The 17,878-nt window shown below is 39.5% G+C and carries 17 protein-coding genes and 1 tRNA gene; 10 read left to right on the top strand and 8 right to left on the bottom strand.

Going from position 1 to position 17,878, the window contains the following annotated elements:
• Window positions 1-11: 11 nt before the first annotated feature.
• The 3 genes from GARC_RS25740 to lolB form a co-directional block, all read right to left on the bottom strand.
• Window positions 12-86, bottom strand: a tRNA-Gln gene (locus GARC_RS25740).
• A 6-nt stretch (window positions 87-92) separates the two neighbouring features.
• Entirely contained in the window at window positions 93-962 is an 870-nt protein-coding gene (gene ispE / locus GARC_RS25735; RefSeq protein WP_007626027.1) for a 4-(cytidine 5'-diphospho)-2-C-methyl-D-erythritol kinase, read from the bottom strand.
• A complete protein-coding gene (gene lolB / locus GARC_RS25730) occupies window positions 955-1,575 on the bottom strand; it encodes a lipoprotein insertase outer membrane protein LolB (protein WP_007626024.1) in 621 nt (206 codons plus the stop codon). Before lolB ends, ispE begins: the two co-directional genes overlap by 8 nt.
• A gap of 140 nt (window positions 1,576-1,715) precedes the next feature.
• On the opposite strand from lolB, the gene hemA reads away from it, so the two are divergent.
• From hemA to GARC_RS25700, 6 genes are all read left to right on the top strand, one after another.
• Window positions 1,716-2,978: a glutamyl-tRNA reductase gene (hemA, locus tag GARC_RS25725; protein WP_007626023.1), complete on the top strand. Its 1,263-nt coding sequence runs from the start codon at window positions 1,716-1,718 to the stop codon at window positions 2,976-2,978.
• 30 nt (window positions 2,979-3,008) lie between these two features.
• Window positions 3,009-4,094, top strand: a complete 1,086-nt coding sequence (gene prfA, locus GARC_RS25720) for a peptide chain release factor 1 (RefSeq protein ID WP_007626020.1) — start codon at window positions 3,009-3,011, stop codon at window positions 4,092-4,094.
• Between the two features lie 6 nt (window positions 4,095-4,100).
• Window positions 4,101-4,967, top strand: coding sequence for a peptide chain release factor N(5)-glutamine methyltransferase (prmC, locus tag GARC_RS25715; protein WP_153811033.1), 867 nt, complete (start codon window positions 4,101-4,103; stop codon window positions 4,965-4,967).
• 203 nt (window positions 4,968-5,170) lie between these two features.
• Complete coding sequence (locus GARC_RS25710) at window positions 5,171-6,718, top strand: response regulator (RefSeq protein ID WP_007626018.1); 1,548 nt, start codon at window positions 5,171-5,173, stop codon at window positions 6,716-6,718.
• A 35-nt stretch (window positions 6,719-6,753) separates the two neighbouring features.
• Window positions 6,754-7,128, top strand: coding sequence for a SirB2 family protein (locus GARC_RS25705; protein WP_007626017.1), 375 nt, complete (start codon window positions 6,754-6,756; stop codon window positions 7,126-7,128).
• Between the two features lie 139 nt (window positions 7,129-7,267).
• The gene (locus tag GARC_RS25700; protein ID WP_007626016.1) at window positions 7,268-8,086 is read left to right on the top strand and encodes a SirB1 family protein; all 819 of its coding nucleotides are present in this window, start codon (window positions 7,268-7,270) and stop codon (window positions 8,084-8,086) included.
• A 17-nt stretch (window positions 8,087-8,103) separates the two neighbouring features.
• Here GARC_RS25700 and bioA read toward each other — a convergent pair whose 3' ends face one another.
• Window positions 8,104-9,375 carry an adenosylmethionine--8-amino-7-oxononanoate transaminase gene (gene bioA, locus GARC_RS25695; protein ID WP_007626015.1) on the bottom strand — a complete coding sequence of 424 codons (1,272 nt, stop codon included), beginning with the start codon at window positions 9,373-9,375 and terminating at the stop codon, window positions 8,104-8,106.
• A 112-nt stretch (window positions 9,376-9,487) separates the two neighbouring features.
• Here bioA and bioB point away from each other — a divergent pair, with 112 nt between their 5' ends.
• Genes bioB through bioD form a run of 4 tightly spaced genes read left to right on the top strand, consistent with a single transcriptional unit; the run spans window position 9,488 to window position 13,378 of the window.
• Window positions 9,488-10,609, top strand: a complete 1,122-nt coding sequence (gene bioB, locus GARC_RS25690) for a biotin synthase BioB (protein WP_007626014.1) — start codon at window positions 9,488-9,490, stop codon at window positions 10,607-10,609.
• The gene (locus GARC_RS25685; RefSeq protein ID WP_007626013.1) at window positions 10,609-11,802 is read left to right on the top strand and encodes an aminotransferase class I/II-fold pyridoxal phosphate-dependent enzyme; all 1,194 of its coding nucleotides are present in this window, start codon (window positions 10,609-10,611) and stop codon (window positions 11,800-11,802) included. Before bioB ends, GARC_RS25685 begins: the two co-directional genes overlap by 1 nt.
• Window positions 11,803-11,805: 3 nt before the next feature.
• The gene (locus GARC_RS25680; protein ID WP_039990560.1) at window positions 11,806-12,624 is read left to right on the top strand and encodes a methyltransferase domain-containing protein; all 819 of its coding nucleotides are present in this window, start codon (window positions 11,806-11,808) and stop codon (window positions 12,622-12,624) included.
• Between the two features lie 28 nt (window positions 12,625-12,652).
• Window positions 12,653-13,378 carry a dethiobiotin synthase gene (bioD, locus tag GARC_RS25675; RefSeq protein ID WP_007626011.1) on the top strand — a complete coding sequence of 242 codons (726 nt, stop codon included), beginning with the start codon at window positions 12,653-12,655 and terminating at the stop codon, window positions 13,376-13,378.
• A gap of 41 nt (window positions 13,379-13,419) precedes the next feature.
• Here bioD and GARC_RS25670 read toward each other — a convergent pair whose 3' ends face one another.
• From GARC_RS25670 to GARC_RS25655, 4 genes are all read right to left on the bottom strand, one after another.
• Window positions 13,420-14,274 (bottom strand): hypothetical protein, encoded by an 855-nt coding sequence (locus GARC_RS25670; protein ID WP_007626010.1) that lies wholly within the window; start codon window positions 14,272-14,274, stop codon window positions 13,420-13,422.
• Between the two features lie 59 nt (window positions 14,275-14,333).
• Window positions 14,334-14,708, bottom strand: coding sequence for a GntR family transcriptional regulator (locus GARC_RS25665; RefSeq protein ID WP_007626009.1), 375 nt, complete (start codon window positions 14,706-14,708; stop codon window positions 14,334-14,336).
• A gap of 264 nt (window positions 14,709-14,972) precedes the next feature.
• Window positions 14,973-16,541: a sodium/sugar symporter gene (locus tag GARC_RS25660; RefSeq protein ID WP_007626008.1), complete on the bottom strand. Its 1,569-nt coding sequence runs from the start codon at window positions 16,539-16,541 to the stop codon at window positions 14,973-14,975.
• A gap of 418 nt (window positions 16,542-16,959) precedes the next feature.
• Complete coding sequence (locus tag GARC_RS25655) at window positions 16,960-17,676, bottom strand: FadR/GntR family transcriptional regulator (protein ID WP_039990547.1); 717 nt, start codon at window positions 17,674-17,676, stop codon at window positions 16,960-16,962.
• Window positions 17,677-17,878: the final 202 nt, after the last annotated feature.

Genomic DNA, 17,878 nt, shown 5'->3' with positions numbered 1-17,878 from the left:
CTATTTAAAAATGGCTGGGGTAGCTGGACTCGAACCAACGAATGACGGGATCAAAACCCGTTGCCTTACCACTTGGCTATACCCCAATAAAACTAGTAAATTTGTGCTTGGATCTGGCTATGTAAAAGGGATGTGTTAACCCCATTTGCAACAAAGCTTGTAGTGCCTTTTGGCAATAAAGCTTGAACATCTAACGCTTCCTGATGATGCTCAAATATTGCAAATACACATGCGCCTGTACCGGTCATCCTCGACGGCGCGTATTCTAACAACCAGTGTAATGCTTTTGCAACATTCGGATAGCGATCACAAACTAATTGTTGGCAATCATTGTGAGTGTTTGCAAAACTATAATCGCTAAAATCAATTTTTGCTGTATTTCTAGGCAGTTCAGCCAAGGAAAAAATCTCAGCAGTCGACACATGACTATCGGGAAATAATATTAGATAGGTTTTTGTTGGTAGGCTCACTGGTTGCAGTTTTTCACCTACACCTTCAGCAAAGGCTGTTTTCCCCTGTATAAAAATAGGTACGTCTGCACCTAAGGTTAAGCCTAGTGCGGCTAGTTTTTCCGCAGATAAATGGCAACCCCATAGTTTGTTTAGCACTAACAAAGTGGTTGCGGCATTCGACGAACCTCCACCTATGCCACCGCCCATAGGTAATCGCTTTCTAAGATGAATAGTACAACCCAGACCATTAGATTGCGTAGCTGGCAAACTTTGTTTTAATAATAACGCAGCTTTAATAATCAAATTATCTTCATCCACCACACCAGAAATGGGATCCGCTAGAGTGATTTTTCCTGAAGCATTAACATCGAAAGCTAGCTCATCACCATAGTCAAGGATTTGAAACAAACTTTGTAATTGATGGTAGCCATTTTTGTAACGGCCATTAATGTGTAAAAACAAATTAAGTTTGGCTGGGCTCGGCCACCAGTTTTTAATAGGGTTATTCATGCAAATCCCAGGTATTAATGCGAATTAACAGCTGACTATTGTTAAGACTATTGTTAAGCACCACTTTATGGGGCAACCATACTTTATCTACTAATTTATAATTGTCGTAGTTAATTAGCCAGTTTTCGCAATTATCACAGATAGGTTGCAATTGGCTGACCCATCCTTGTTCACTTGTTATCACTTGATCCTTGTTCTGATGTTGTCCTTTTATCCAAAAGCGTAATTTTTCTACTGGTATTTGCCAGCCTGTGACACGCCAAATTAAATGACTAGCGTCAGCATCTTGGTAGGTCTCATCATCAGCAACCAAGGTGACACCCTCGTCATCGCCCCGCATATTTAGCAGTGAAGTGCCTATAATAGAGGTCATGTTTAGCTGATATTGATCTTGGGTTTGCTGCCATCTAAAGTTAGCACTTTGTTTCTTTTCGGGACTTTTAAAGCCGAGTTTACCCTTTATCAGCCAGTGATCTTGTTGTTCTAACGACAATTGATGAGCTGCAGAATTTAAACTCACTGTTGGTTTAGGGGGTGTGGCACAACCAGCCAGATAAAAAATAAGGATAAAGGCAGAAAAAGTTTGTTTTATATAGGGGCAACTAGCTAACACTGTTTGAATAACGCTCTATAAATAGAAAAATTTATTGCGGCAATAGAAACATACAAGTGACATCGCTTTCAATAGTTTTACCTTTTGCGTACAATGCCGCCACTTAATTGGCCCATTGTTGTAGTTTACCTAATCACTCCATGACCCTAATTGCTTTTGGTATTAATCACAAAACCGCCCCAGTTGAATTGCGTGAAAAAATAGCCTTTTCACCCGATGCAATAGTGCAGGCGCTGGCATCTTTGCGACAAGAAACGGGCGCAACCGAATCTGTGATTTTGTCAACTTGTAATAGAACCGAGGTATATGCACAGCTAGAAGATATACAGACAAACAATATTGCCACTTGGCTAGCTCATTTTCATGGTGTCCAAGCAAAAGAATTACACGACAACAGTTACCTTTATACCGAGCAGCAAGCAGCCAATCATATTATGCGGGTGGCATGTGGATTGGATTCCATGATGTTAGGTGAGCCACAAATTTTAGGGCAAGTGAAACAAGCTTTTACTGATGCCAAAAATTCTGGGGTGATCAAGGGAGATTTTGAAAGGCTGTTTCAACATACTTTTTCAGTGGCAAAAAGGGTGCGCAGTGAAACAGATATTGGTGCCAATGCTGTGTCTGTTGCTTATGCGTCTGTGCAATTAGCTAAACATATATTCTCATCACTGGAAAAAAGTAGGGTGTTATTGATTGGCGCTGGCGAAACAATCGAACTTGTGGCCAAACATCTCTATGAACATAATGTTAAATCACTCACAGTAGCAAATCGTACCTTAGCTCGTGCCCAGAAAATTGCCGAGCCTCTGAATGCTTCTGTATTAACCTTGGCGCAAATCCCTCAGCATTTAAAAGATGCTGATATCGTCATCAGTTCAACCGCCAGTCAGCTACCCATTTTAGGTAAAGGATTAGTGCAAAGTGCGTTAAAAGAACGTAAGCATAAGCCTATGTTTTTTGTTGATTTAGCGGTTCCTCGTGATGTTGAAGCTGAGGTGGGGGATTTGGATGATGCCTATCTTTATACAGTGGATGATTTACAGCAAATAGTAGAAAAAAACTTGGCTAATCGACAAGATGCAGCAGCACTTGCGGATGAAATGGTTGAACAGCAAGTACAACAATTTATGCGTTGGCAACAAAGCCAGTCATCAATTGATGTACTAAAAGGGTTTCGTGATCAAAGTGCGTTGCAGCGAGATACCTTAGTGAGTAAAGCACTAAACCAGCTAGCGGATGGCAAAAATGCTGAACAAGTGGTCATTGAACTTGCTAATAAATTAACCAATAGTCTTATTCATGCCCCAACCAAAGCTTTAAAAAATGCGGCCAGTGAACAAGATCCGCAACAACTAGCATTACTAATTGATGCATTAGCGTTAAAAAAATCAGATAATTAGCGGATAACCTAGTCCGCGTACAGGAATATAATGAAACAATCGGTTCAACGAAAACTAGAAGTCTTGGATGAGCGCTACGAAGAAGTGCAAGCCCTATTGGGTGAAGCTGAAGTCATTGCAGATCAAGACCGATACAGAGGCTTAACCAAAGAGTACTCACAGTTAGAAAGTGTAGTGAAGTGTTTTCGTGATTTTCAAATAGCTCAACAAGACTTTGAATCTGCACAAGAAATGATGCAAGAAGATGACGCCGAAATGCGCGAGATGGCTCAGGAAGAATATAAGTCTTCTAAACTAAGGATCGAAGAACTCACCCAAGAGCTACAAGTATTATTACTACCAAAAGATCCTAATGACGAAAGCAACTGTTTTGTGGAAATACGTGCTGGGGCAGGGGGGGATGAGGCCGCTATCTTTGCTGGTGATTTATTCCGTATGTACAGTCGTTATGCTGAAAAACAGAACTGGAAAGTAGAACTAGTTACGGCAAATGATGGAGATCATGGTGGCTATAAAGTGGTGATTGCCAATATTATTGGTGTTGGCTCTTATGGCATTATGAAGTTTGAGTCAGGTGGACATCGTGTACAGCGTGTGCCCGATACTGAATCACAAGGGCGTATTCATACTTCAGCTTGTACTGTAGTGGTGATGCCTGAAATCCCTGAATCTGAAGCCATTGAAATCAATAAAGCCGATTTAAAAATAGATACCTTCAGAGCGTCTGGTGCCGGTGGACAGCACGTCAACAAAACGGACTCTGCAATTCGTATTACCCACAATCCATCAGGCATAGTGGTTGAGTGTCAGGATGAACGTTCACAGCACAAAAACCGTGCTAAGGCGATGGCGATATTACAGTCTCGCTTGACCCAATTAGAAGAAGATAAACGCCAAGCAGAAGAAACCTCTACCCGTCGAAACCTAGTGGCTAGTGGTGACCGTTCGGAACGTATTCGTACTTATAACTTTCCTCAAGGACGCGTCACAGATCATCGGATTAATCTGACTTTATATTGTTTAGACGATGTGATTGCGGGCGAACTGAATGCAGTGTTAGAGCCAATCAGACAAGAACATCAAGCCGATTTGTTGTCTTCACTTTCTGACGAATAAATTCTCTTGGATAATCTGTTATTGACCATTGAACAAGCATTATCTTGGGCCAAGGAGCTGCTCAGTGCACATAATGTGAGTGATGATGGTCTGCATGATTCCGCGGCTATTGACAGCAAAGTGTTGTTGGCCGCCAGCATACAGCGAGAGCTGGTTTACCTGCACACTTGGCCCGAAAAGCGGTTAGATGAATTGCAGATGAAGGTGTTTAAAGAATACATTACGCAAAGATCCTTAGGCCATCCTGTGGCACATATTATTGGCTATAGGGATTTCTGGTCATTACGTTTAAAAGTCTCTGCCGCTACCTTGATCCCTCGACCTGAAACCGAGCTCTTGGTTGAAATTGCCTTGACCCTTAATTTAGCTGAGAATTCAGTAGTGTTGGATTTAGGCACAGGAACTGGTGCTATCGCTTTGGCATTAGCATCTGAAAACCCCAATTGGTTGGTAACAGGTTTAGATAAAAGCGTTCAAGCAGTCGATTTAGCCAAAGATAATGGCATTATGCATAAACTCGAACGAGTTAACTTTATTCAAAGTGATTGGTTTTCTGCCGTTGAGCATAAACAATTTGATCTTATCGTAACAAACCCGCCTTATATCGAAGACAATAACCACTATTTACAGCAAGGTGATGTGCGCTTTGAGCCAAGCAGCGCCTTAACGTCAGGTGTAGATGGCCTTGATGATATTCGCTTAATTGTTTCCCAAAGTAAGCAATATTTGGCTGATAACGCTTGGCTGGTGATTGAACATGGGTATCAGCAAAGTGATCAAATAATGGATGTTTTGCGGGCAAGTGGTTTTAAGAAAATTCGCAGCGAACTCGACTTGAATGGCTTGCCACGTGTTACCTTGGGGTGCATTTAAATATATACCCAAAGCGTTCCATTTTATACTCCCGCTGAATCCGTAATTTTTAGGTAGAAGGGGTATGATTTTTATTTTTATAATGGATTATTCATCTCACTGAGTTGTTGTTTTCATCAATAAGTTATAACTTAACATACAGTTTTTACAGGTTAATGTTAGCTTTAGCTTATTACCAAGTCATTGTTTTATAGGGAGGTGTTATGTCTGACGAAATTTTTTTTGCCGAAGATACAGATGATGAAATTGAGTGGCAGGGTAAATGGAAAGTCTTAATAGTTGATGATGAGCCTGAAGTACATGCAGTGACTAAGTTAGCCCTTGGTGATTTTGTATTTCAAGAAAAAGATCTTGAGTTTATTAGTGCGTTTGATGGTGAACAAGCGAAAAGAATGTTTCTTGAGCATGATGATATAGCAGTAGTGCTGCTCGATGTGGTCATGGAAACAGATGATGCAGGTTTAAAAGTCGCTGAATTTATTAGGAATGAAGTGAATAATCACTTTACTCGTATTATTTTACGTACAGGCCAACCAGGGCAAGCCCCTGAGCGTGATGTCATCATTAATTATGATATTAACGATTACAAATCTAAAACTGAACTGACTGCTCAAAAACTCTTCACAGTGGTTATTTCTGCCCTTCGTTCTTATCGCGATATCATTGTTATTGAAGAAAATAGACAGGGTTTGGAAAAAATCATCTCTGCGTCGGCTGATCTTTTCAGTATTCATTCTCTAGAAAGTTTTATTGAAGGCATAGTTCAGCAATTGGCTTCGTTGTTAGGAGGGACCAAAGACACGGCTTATTTAACATCGGCCGTTGTTGGTCCTAAACCAATAGAACAATATAACTGCTCCGAACTTTATGTGTTTACGGGAAGAGGTGAGTATCAAAATACAGAAGGTAATCGACTCGAGGAAGTAATAAGTGGCCGAGAGTTGCTTTCTTGTCAGCAAGCTTATGCAAATAAAACGATGATCTGTGAAGACGATTATTTGGTGGTTTATTGTGACAGTAAAACTAAAAAAGGTTCACTTCTTTACATGTCGGGTTTGCCGAGGAAACTGACTGAAACGGATAAACATTTAATCAAAATATTTTCCCAAAATGTACAAATTGCATTCGATAACGTGTTGTTAAACAAAGATATTGAAGATACGCAGCGGGAAATTATTGAGCGTTTAGCAGAGTCTTTGGAAGAAAACTTTGGGAGTGTAAATCATACTAAGCGAATGATTAAAATTTGTGAAATTTTAGGCCGTGCTGCAAATCTGTCTAAAGAAGATTTAAAGACGTTATGCTTAGCGGTTCCATTACATGACATTGGTAAAATTAGAATTTCAGATCATATCATGTTGAAGTCAGGAAGCCTTGATAAAGAAGAAATGCTCCAAGTTCGTAATCACGCAGAGATAGGTTACAACTTATTAAAAGATTCTAATCGGCCACTTATTAAGGCGGCTGCATTGATTGCCCGTGACCATCATGAATATTGGAATGGTAAAGGTTATCCAAGAGGTAAATCTGGCGAAGGTATTCATATATTTTGCCGGATCACCAGCCTTGCAGATGCTTTTGATGCGATGCGAACTAAGCGCAGTTATAAAGAAGCATGGCCGTTAGAAAAAGTGATGGAGGTGATAGTTGCTGAGAAAGGTCAACAGTTTGATCCAAAAATGGTAGAGCTTTTGCAACAAAATATCGAAGAGATAGAAAGTATAATGCAAAGCCTAACTAGCGAAAGTTAAGTTATTGTCACCCTAAAATTTAAGGTTTATTAAGAATGTACGAAATTGTTAAACATATCCATCTAACTGCCATTGCTTTAAGTGTGCTGTTGTTTTTATTGCGATTTGTGCTTAACGCGATGCAATCACCAATGTTGCAAAAAAAGTGGCTTAAAATCCTTCCGCATATTGTGGATACCTTGCTTCTGGTTAGTGCAGCAATATTATGCGTATTGCTTAAGCAATACCCATTTGTCGATGCATGGGTCACTGAAAAGTTATTAGCTTTGGTCATGTATATATTTATGGTTACTTTAGCGTTAAAACTTGGCCGTACAGGTTTTATGCGAGGCATAGGGTTAGTGGGAGCATTAAGTTGGATTGCGTTCGCTGGCATGGTCGCTGTGAGTAAACAACCTATACTCTTTTAAGTTAACCCATAAATTAAGCCATATATTATGAATTAACAGTGACTTAGGTTTTTTTATGAGATTTAGCAGCTATTTCCAGTAAAGGTTAGCCCACTTAAACCGATAAAAAGGAGTGAGTATATTTAGTGGGGTTAAGTAATTGAAAGAGTTAAAACAGGCTATCTCTAAGGGTGATTATTTGATGGCCAGTTTGCAGCTAGCTAGCGTGTTTCAACCTAACAGTTGTCAACCCGATGATTATCTAGGTAAAGTTGCATTGTGGATTGAGCAAGCTAAAGCATTTATTGGTTCAACAGAGACCACTGCAAAAGATTTTAAACAATTTATCCAATTTTTTTATGTGCAACTCGCTTTCAGTGGCGATGAGAAGAACTATTTTTCTTGTCAATACAGCTTGTTAGATCATGTCCTTGATTACCGTACTGGTATTCCTGTTAGCCTTGCTATTGTGTTTCAATCTATGGGCAAAGCGCTGGGTTTTGACGTTTGTGGTGTAAACTTTCCGGGGCATTTTTTACTGAAGTGCCGTTTTAGTCATCACTGTGATATTTATTTAGATCCCCTAAATGGTAAACAACTGAGTCGGCAAGATTTGGAATCTCTATACTTTTCAATTTTAGAAAAAATAGAAGATGAAAAAATGCCACAAGAAGCCTTAGACGAAGCTAGCTGTGACGAGACTATTGTTAGATTACTGCATAATTTAAAAGCTTCATACATCAACGAAAAATGTTATTCAGAAGCGCTAAAGGCGGTAGAGTTATTAGTCAATTTGTGCCCTAACGATCCTTATGAAAGAAGAGACAGAGGGTTTTTATTACACCAATTGGATTGTACTCAAGTGGCTATTGCTGACTATCAATATTTTATTCGTAAGTGCCCTAAAGATCCTGCCACACAGTTATTGCAAGCTCAACTACAGCAATTGAGCGAATTAGTCCCAGACGTTTTTCACTAATATAAAAAAAGCGTTTTCTACTTTAGTACTTTGTAGATAGCTTGAGTCAATTGGCTAAGCTGTTTCTGGTCAATAATATAGGGTGGCATAATATACACAAGTTTACCGAACGGTCTGATCCATACACCTTGTTTCACAAAAGCTTTTTGTAACTCCGCTACGTTTACTGCAGATTTACATTCCACCACTCCAATAGCACCTAACACTCGAACATCATTTACTGCTTCTAAATCCATACAAGGTGCCAATTCTGCACGGAGTTGCTTTTCAATCTGGGTCACTTGCGCCTGCCAGTTATTTTGTTGAATGATCTTTAAGCTAGCATTCGCTACTGAACAGGCTAGAGCGTTACCCATAAATGTTGGGCCATGCATAAAGACACCAGGCTCTCCTTGGCATACACCTTGGGCAACATCCTCAGAACAAATAGTGGCGGCTAAAGTCATATACCCCCCAGTTAAAGCTTTACCTAAGCACATTATATCTGGGCTGATATCTGCATGTTCACATGCAAATAACTTACCTGTGCGGCCAAAACCTGTGGCAATTTCGTCACAAATTAGCAGTATGTTGTAATCGTCGCAAAGTTGCCTGCAGCGCTTTAAATATTCGGGATGATAAATTCGCATACCGCCGGCATTTTGCACTATAGGCTCGATAATAAGTGCCGCTAGTTCATTGTGATGGGCTTGAATAAGTTGCTCAAGGGGCTTGATATCATCTTCATTCCACTGTTTATCAAAGCGAGTTTGTGGTGCTGGGGCAAAAATTTGTTGAGCTAAGGCATCGGCAAATAAACTGTGCATGCCATTAATGGGGTCGCACACCGACATCGCAGCAAATGTATCGCCATGATAACCATTACGAGGTGTTATAAACCTGTGTTTATGACTATTGCCCTGACACGCCCAATATTGCAATGCCATTTTCATCGCCACTTCAACTGATACCGAACCTGAGTCTGCCAGAAATACACGATCTAGACCTTGGGGCGTGATATCCACTAATGTGCGGCATAAATCGATTGCCGGCTTATGGGTTAATCCACCAAACATCACATGAGCAAAATCATCTACTTGACTTTTAACTGCATGATTGAGTTCAGGGTGATTATAACCATGAATGGCCGTCCACCAAGATGACACCCCATCCACAAGTTTTTCCCCTGAAGCTAGATGAATATAAACCCCTTCAGCTCTTGTCACTTCATAACAGGGTAGCGGCTCAATTGCTGAGGTATATGGGTGCCAAATATGTTGTTGATCGAATAGTAGATTTTCACTGCTCAAATTTCACTCACTTGTAAATGTTTAATATTAAATTAAGTTGACAATGTTGCCGCGCGCCATAGACTAAGCGCCTTGAATCATTTAGTAAAGTCTGAAAACCCAAGGTTACACAATGTCCTTAAACAATACGTCTTTAAACATTTCCTCATCACCCAATCAAGCAAGTATTCGTCATGACTGGACAATTGAAGAGGTCAACGCCCTTTTCGCACTGCCATTTAATGACTTAATGTTTCAAGCGCAAATTATACATAGGCAAAATTTCGATCCTAACCAAGTGCAAGTAAGTACTTTATTGTCGATTAAAACCGGCGCTTGCCCAGAAGATTGTAAGTATTGCCCTCAAAGCGCTCGGTATGATACAGGCTTAGAAAAAGAACGCTTGATGGAAGTGGAAAAAGTGATCCAACGTGCTCAAGAAGCCAAACAAGCGGGTTCTACCCGTTTTTGTATGGGCGCGGCGTGGCGTAATCCCCGTGACAGAGATATGCCTTATGTGATCGAAATGGTTAAAGAAGTCAAAAAACTTGGTTTAGAAACTTGTATGACTTTGGGCATGTTAACCCGTGATCAAGCGCTTTCTCTGAAACAAGCTGGCCTCGATTATTACAATCACAATCTTGATACCTCACCAGAGTTTTACGGCGATATCATTACCACTCGCACCTACCAAGATAGATTAGATACGCTGGATAACGTCAGAAATTCAGGTATGAATGTTTGCTCTGGTGGTATAGTGGGAATGGGTGAAACAGCATCTGACCGTTCTAGTTTATTGGTGCAGTTAGCTAATCTTGAACATCACCCAGAAAGTGTGCCAATCAACATGTTGGTTAAAGTTAAAGGCACTCCTATGGAAAACGTCGAAGACTTAGATTATTTCGAGTTTATTCGTACTATTGCCATTGCTAGGCTGATGATGCCTAAGTCTTACGTGCGTTTATCAGCTGGTCGCGAGGCGATGAACCAACAAATGCAGGCTATGTGTTTTATGGCGGGTGCTAATTCCATTTTTTACGGTTGTAAGTTGCTAACTACTTCTAATCCTGAAACTCACGAAGATGTGACTCTATTTAAAAAGTTAGGGATTAATTCAGCGCAAACTCGTGACTATTCAGATGAAGCTCATGAAGCCGCCCTTTTAGAGGAAATTGATGGTGATTTTAGTGGTAAAAATGGCGAAAACTTATTTTACGATGCGTCGACTAAACAAGCTGAAACTGCAACAAGCTAATGGCATTTGATTTTATCGCTGCGGCCTTAGCAAAGCGCCGAAATGCAGGGCTTTTACGTACTCGGCATACTGTTGACTCAGCTGCAGGACCAATGATTGAAATTGCTGGTCAACACTATATCAATTTTTCCAGCAATGACTATTTAGCCATGCGCCGTTCAAGTGTAGTTATGCAAGCCTGGGTCGATGGTATAAGCGAATATGGCGGCGGCAGTGGCGCATCACCTTTAGTGACGGGGTATACCAATGCTCATCAGGCTTTGGAAGAATATTTAGCCTCTGAACTTAAACGCGACAAAGTGTTGCTGTTCAATTCTGGTTTTGCGGCTAATCAAGCCGTTTGCCAAGCGCTTTTTAGCCAAAGTAATATAAAAAATAACGACCTGATTATTGCCGATAAAATAATGCATGCTTCTTTTATTGAAGGTGCACAAGCATCAAAGGCCAAGCTAACTCGTTTTAAACACAACGACATTACACACCTTCAAAGGTTGTTAAACTCCGCTGATAAACAACAAGCTCAAAATACCTTAGTCGCCACTGAAGGTGTTTTTAGTATGGATGGTGACGAAGCACCCTTAGGGCAAATTGTCGCTAGCATTAAACAAACCGAAGCTTGGTTGATGGTAGATGATGCTCATGGTTTTGGTACCTTAGGCAAGCACGGTAGGGGAGTGATAGAAACCCATAACTTGTCTCAACAACAAGTGCCAATTTTGATGGCAACCTTTGGCAAAGCGATAGGAACGGCTGGGGCATTTGTTGCTGGCAGCCATGACTTTATTGATTACCTGATTAACTTTGCCCGGCATTATATTTACAGTACCGCTATGCCTGCAGCTCAGGCCTATGCCACGTTAATGAGTTTACAAGCCAAACAAAGTGCCGATCGTCGAAACATTCTTGTCGAGCGAATACAAGAGTTTAAATTCTTAGCTAATAAAGCCGGGCTAACATTAATGCCCTCGAATACAGCTATTCAACCCTTATTAATTGGTGATGCACAACAAACCTTAGATGCAAGTGAAAAACTCAAAGCATTAGGTTTATGGGTAACAGCTATTCGTTATCCCACAGTACCAAAACATACTGATAGGCTGCGGATTACGTTAACCGCTGGGCATGACTCTCGCGATATTGTAGCCTTAGTTGATGCTTTACAACTTGTTTTACTCAATGAAAAAAACACTTGAGTGATGTCTGAAATCTCCATCGTCAATCACAATAAAATTCGTATTGCCCAGCAATTTAGCCGTGCGGCTGATACGTATAATTCTGCTGCTGATGTACAACTAGATATCGCCTTTGACGCTATGGCTTATGTGCCGCTTCGTTATAAAAGTGGATTAGATTTAGGCTGCGGAACAGGGCGTATTAGCCAGCAACTTGCCACAAGGTGTGACAAGTTAGTGGCTATGGACTTAGCTTTTGGCATGTTGGCTTATGCTAAGCAAAATAGTCTTCGGGACGACGCATCCATTTGTTGGTTGCAAGGTGACGCAGATGCTATACCAATGGCAGATAACTCGGTTGATATGGTGTTTTCGTCCATGGCTTTACAATGGTCTGAGGATCCGCAAAAAGTGATGTCCGAAATAACACGAGTAATGACATCTGGTTCCAATGCTGTGTTGGCCATTATGTGTGACGGGTCATTTAATCAATTGAACGACAGCTGGAAAAGTATTGATAGTCAGCGCCATGTGAATAACTTTGCAACTGCTCAGACTTGGTATGATGCGGCAACATCCCAAGGACTGCAGGTGAGTATGAAACAAAAACAATACGTAACTTGGCACGCAAATATTCGACAATTATTGTCTTCAATCAAAGCTATTGGCGCTAATGTTTTACTTACAAACCAAAATTTAACAGAACAATCAAAACCTGAAATAAAAAACGTTTTTAATCGGCACAAGTTGCAACATCTTGAAATTTATTATCGGCAAAAGTATGCTGAAAATATGCAACTTCCTCTGACTTATCAGGTCTGCTTCTTACACTGCAATAAATAACGCCGATTCGTTGTTAAATAGGATTCTCATGGGACATCTATCAGTTAAACGCCGCGCGTTTTTTGTTACGGGTACAGATACCGAAGTTGGCAAAACATTCGTTTCTGAAGCACTGCTTATTTTACTCAATAAAAAGGGTTTGCTGACAGCTGCTTACAAACCTATTGCTGCTGGCTGCGAACTCACCCCTCAAGGCTTACGTAATGAAGATGCCTTGGCTTTGCAAAAACATTCAAGTATTGATTTAAGTTATGACGAAGTTAATCCCATTGCATTTGAAGCCGCCATCGCGCCGCATTTAGCCGCTCAGAAGCTCAGTACGGACAACACAGCTCAGCTAATCGCAATCGACACAGTGCGTGAAGGGTTTGTTTGTTTATTACAAAAAAAACCAGATGTGTTGATTGTAGAAGGCGCAGGGGGCTGGCGTTTACCACTGGGCATTGATTTTGAAGGCAATCCAAGATATTTGTCAGAGTTCGTAGTAGAACGAAACCTATCGGTGATTTTAGTTGTGGGGATGCGTTTAGGTTGTTTAAATCATGCAGTGTTAACCGCTGAATGTATCCGCAACGATGGCTTAAAAATAGCGGGCTGGGTGGCTAATCAAGTTGATCCCAATATGCCTTATCTGGACGATAACATTGCTAGTTTGAAAACCCTTTTAGATGTGCCATTTATAGGCAGCTTACCTAGATTAGAAACACCAGCGGATGCTGGTGCGTATCTAGATTTATCTGTTTTAGATTTGTAGCCTAGGATTGTCACCATTTCAAACCAAAAACAGTCCAAGGACTAGGATGTTGTTTTATAAACGTCGTAATTAACTTTCTCTAGATTGGTCAGTTTGAGTGCGGCTCCAGTGCTAACCAACATCAGAACTTGCCAATAAAGACTGTTAAATAATGCCTCCCAGTCATCCAAAGCATAATGATCTACACTCCTGTTTAGAATAAAAAATACACTCACTAATATGCTGACCGATGTGTAAGAATGGAAAGCGGCTGTTGTCATTATGTGACGGTCTTTAGGTGATTGGTGCGGATCTAACTTTTTGCCATGAAGTAACGTATAACCCAGTCCAACAAATAGCCCGTTACACAAAAGCATAGAGCCCATTAATACCGCTACATCAAAGGAAACTTCGAAATCATTAAAGCTAAAAATAATGTAACTACAAACAAAAAACATAATTACCGCAGCATAAAATCGAACTGGTGATACATAATTAAATAGACTTCTGGGATTAAGGTCTGCTTGGCGTTTGGTTGCGGAATTCAAATTACGCATTAACTTGAATTGTTTCAAAGCTGAAATTTCTATGATAAAGAAAGGAATAGCTTGCAGCAAACCGTAAGCCATAGGTAATAAATTTATTTTATTTAATTGCATGGTGCCATTAAACGTACCGACGAAAAATACTGTTAGTAGTAACACACCAATAACCAATATTGCGCGATTCAGCACTTTAAACGTCACTTTACCTTCTAATGTTTTTTCATAACCCTTAGGATAAAGCTTCTTATGAGTCTCAAATGGACAATGTTTAAATACGAAGTCCATCCGTTCTAGGATTCGTTTAGGATAATAACAAGAAATTAGTAGTATTTGGCTAACAAAAGCCAAGTAAAATATGAGTTCAATCCACATTATTGTTTCCTCTAATATATAAAAGTATTTGCTCTAATTGGCTTAGTAAAAAAGTTATTTTATTTGCCATTTAGCACATTGTTAAAAGTAATACGCATCTCAGAGTCAGTGACTCCAGCGTCCCTCATTGCTAGGATAAATTCTTCAAATTGAGATGTTGCCCAAGCTTTGATATCTATCTGGCAATTATCTTTTGCCTCTGGGTGTACAAAGGTCCCTCTATATCCTCTGCTCTGGATCACCGCATCCCTTTCTAATAATTTATATGCTTTAGCAACAGTTTTGCTGTTTACATCTAAATCATTCGCTAGTTGCCGGATAGAGGGTAGGGGATCACCGGGTTGAATTTTTTCACCTGCTACAGCTTGTTTAATTTGTTCCACTAACTGAGAAAAAATGGGTACAGGATCATCAATATCTATGATTATTTGCATTGGAATTTAAGTGCTCCATATGTTCCATGTGTGGTAATGGTACAAGTGAGTTTTAAATAGTGCAAGTTTTATTCAATATTTAGTTTTATGTTCTTGAAACTGTAGTGAAGTTTGGAGGGGAGATGAATAAATATGCACTGTAGGGACGTGAACGCCTATGGGTATTTTTGTGATCTGGCGAGCACAGCTGTGCTTAGCATTTTCAAACGAATTCCTTTTCGTCTGATTTATTTTGTAAAAGCTTAACTTAATCTTTTCTCTGGATTACCACCAAATTGAATACAATAAAGCTAATGCTATAACTATTCCAAAGGCTGCAATATTAAAGCTCTTTTCTGTTTCGAAACTTACGTCACTTAAACTAACACTGGTATCTGTAGATGGTTTTGTTTGGCCAAAGAACAATGAAACCGTAACCATAGTGGCCAAACAGATAAAGAAGACTAATCCCATTCTGTCCATAAATGGTAATTCTGGCCATAATATACGCAAGGAAAAAGAAAATATTGCTGAGCCAATCGCAGTAGATAATGCACCAAGAGATGTGGCTTTTTTCCAAAACATACCTACCAGAAAAATAACCACAATACCTGGAGTAAATACCCCTGTAAATTCTTGAATATACTGGAATGCTTGATCAAATTTGCCTAATAAAGGCTCCGCCATAAATAAAGCAATAATCAAAGAGGTTAATGTGGCTATACGGCCAACTTGTACGTAATGATGCTGCGTTTTATTAGGCTGCATAGGACGATAAATGTCCATGGTAAAAATCGTCGAGATACTGTTTGTCATTGATGCCAAAGACGAGACTATGGCGGCAACCAACGCAGCAAATACTAGGCCTTTAATACCAACAGGCATTAACTCCATCATAGACGGATATGCTTGATCTGAGGCTGATAAATTTGGATAAAGTATTACGGCTGCAATTCCCGGTAATACAACAATAATTGGCATTAATAATTTTAAATATGCTGCAAACGCAATGCCCTTCTGGGCTTCTTGGATGTTTTTTGCAGCCAACGCACGTTGAATAATGTATTGATTAAATCCCCAATAAGATATGTTCATAACCCACATACCACCTACCAGTACTGAGATACCTGGTAAGTTTGTGTATTGAGAGTTATCAGGGGATAGAATCATATCGAAATGACCAGGTAATTCAGTGGTCAAAACCCCAAACCCTGCTAGCATCCCTTTGCCATCGGAAACCGCATCTAAGGCGAGATAACTTAATAACAAGCCGCCAAAAATCAATAAAACAACTTGAATTATATCGGTATACGCAACCGCTTTTAATCCACCATAAAGAGAATAAGCAATTGAAAACGCCGCCAAAAATAGCATGCCATACCACCAATCAACGCCCGCTACTGTTTCTATTGCTAATCCTCCTAACCACAGAACCGCAGTTAAATTAACAAAAATGTAAACAACTAACCAAAACAAGGCTAACGTGGTTTTTACACGATGGTCAAAGCGTTGTTGCAAATATTGTGGCATGGTGAAAATGTTATTTTTCAAAAAAATTGGCAATAAATACTTACCCACCAATATTAATGTTATTGCGGCCATCCATTCATAAGATGCAATCGCCATTCCGACTACAAAGCCAGATCCTGACATACCTATAATTTGCTCTGCTGAAATATTTGAAGCTATTAGTGAAGCGCCAATTGCCCACCATGGTAACGACTTCCCGGCTAGAAAATAATCTTCTGTATCAGCGCCCTCTTTTTTGTCACTGCGAGAGATCCATAATGCAACACATAACAAACCAATCACATAGACAACAAATACGCCTATATCAAACATTGCTAATTTCATAAGTTCACCTTGTTTTTTTGTAATTAAATTCAAACACATTACATATATGAATGTGGCAGTTAGTTAACATGAATAAGTGCACCATCAACGGCTTTTAGTTGAAAAATATTAGGTTTTTGGTGAGTGATTTTTGGGTCATGTTGTTCATCTAACAAATGGGGCCATACATAATAATCGTGAGGGAATATGAGCGAGATGTTACTTTTGAAAACATAGTTTTATAAACAAAAGTGTGTTTGTAATTTGGATTGATTTCTAACACGCGTCACTGAAATTCTTATGTAAACCATACAACAAGAATATAATGATACTATTTATAATACAATACGTTCATTTAATAAGGTCATTAAAAAGGCCACTTAAATAAACTTTAAGTGGCCTTATCAAATTATTTTAGAAACAAACAGAAAGTGAGTCGTTAGGATTTATTTTCGAGCGCGACTATCTGAGCATCGACCAGTGCTATTGTTGCTCTTTGTGTCACCATTGCGGCATCAAATGCGGCTTGTGAGTTTCCATTTTTAATGAATTCAAAAATCTCCACATGGGCTTGATATTCATCTTCTGTGACGGCTATCATTCGATTAGTGAAGCGAATATTAACTTTTAGTGCAGTGGTTATAAAGTTTATCAACTGCTTAAAAAATGGATTATTAGTTGCCGAAATCACACTTTGGTGAAATTCAATATCAGCTTCATGGGTATCATCTTGCCCAGTGGTGGCATCCTTCATCCTAATTAATGCATTTTCAATGTTAATTAAATCATCTTCACTAGCATTTTGGGCGGCCAAATAAGCGGCTTCCGCTTCGATAGCTAAACGCAATTGTAAAAAATGTCTTAACAGATAAAGATCTGGCCTACCTAATAGGATCCAATTAAGTACATCCGCATCAAATAGATTCCAATGTTTAAAATCAGCAACTGTTATTCCTTGCCTAGGCCGGGAGCTGATTAAGCCTTTCGCCGTTAGCATCTTTACTGCTTCTCTGGTTGCCGTTCGACTAATGTTAAACTGTACACATAGATCAGCTTCAGAAGGTAAACGTCCCCCTACAGAGTATATTCCCTCTGTAATTTTCCTACCCAAATCATGAACCAGTTGATGAGTTAGGTTTCGATGTGATGATTCCATACTTCGATGTTTTCTAAATTTTAATTAATTGTATGATAAGTGAGTCGCATCAAATACACTAGTATTGATTTTGTACATATCAAAAAGAGTTGTATTTTTGGCAGTTTACAAATTGTTTATTATGAATATCAGGATTAATTTCTAACAATACTTAAAAATCTCTTGCTTCTAATTTCTTTAATTGTATTATAAATACTATTGT

This window comes from Paraglaciecola arctica BSs20135, assembly GCF_000314995.1.
GTDB lineage: Bacteria > Pseudomonadota > Gammaproteobacteria > Enterobacterales > Alteromonadaceae > Paraglaciecola > Paraglaciecola arctica.
This window is presented reverse-complemented; position numbering and strand designations above follow the sequence as displayed.

Excerpts from the sequence above, each read along its gene's own strand:
- GARC_RS25670 (WP_007626010.1), bottom strand. The coding sequence starts at position 14,274 with ATGTGGATTGAACTCATATTTTACTTGGCTTTTGTTAGCCAAATACTA.
- GARC_RS25680 (WP_039990560.1), top strand. The coding sequence starts at position 11,806 with ATGTCTGAAATCTCCATCGTCAATCACAATAAAATTCGTATTGCCCAG.
- prfA (WP_007626020.1), top strand. The coding sequence starts at position 3,009 with ATGAAACAATCGGTTCAACGAAAACTAGAAGTCTTGGATGAGCGCTAC.
- GARC_RS25685 (WP_007626013.1), top strand. The coding sequence starts at position 10,609 with ATGGCATTTGATTTTATCGCTGCGGCCTTAGCAAAGCGCCGAAATGCA.
- bioB (WP_007626014.1), top strand. The coding sequence starts at position 9,488 with ATGTCCTTAAACAATACGTCTTTAAACATTTCCTCATCACCCAATCAA.
- GARC_RS25710 (WP_007626018.1), top strand. The coding sequence starts at position 5,171 with ATGTCTGACGAAATTTTTTTTGCCGAAGATACAGATGATGAAATTGAG.
- GARC_RS25655 (WP_039990547.1), bottom strand. The coding sequence starts at position 17,676 with ATGGAATCATCACATCGAAACCTAACTCATCAACTGGTTCATGATTTG.
- GARC_RS25665 (WP_007626009.1), bottom strand. The coding sequence starts at position 14,708 with ATGCAAATAATCATAGATATTGATGATCCTGTACCCATTTTTTCTCAG.
- bioD (WP_007626011.1), top strand. The coding sequence starts at position 12,653 with ATGGGACATCTATCAGTTAAACGCCGCGCGTTTTTTGTTACGGGTACA.
- GARC_RS25705 (WP_007626017.1), top strand. The coding sequence starts at position 6,754 with ATGTACGAAATTGTTAAACATATCCATCTAACTGCCATTGCTTTAAGT.
- hemA (WP_007626023.1), top strand. The coding sequence starts at position 1,716 with ATGACCCTAATTGCTTTTGGTATTAATCACAAAACCGCCCCAGTTGAA.
- ispE (WP_007626027.1), bottom strand. The coding sequence starts at position 962 with ATGAATAACCCTATTAAAAACTGGTGGCCGAGCCCAGCCAAACTTAAT.
- GARC_RS25660 (WP_007626008.1), bottom strand. The coding sequence starts at position 16,541 with ATGAAATTAGCAATGTTTGATATAGGCGTATTTGTTGTCTATGTGATT.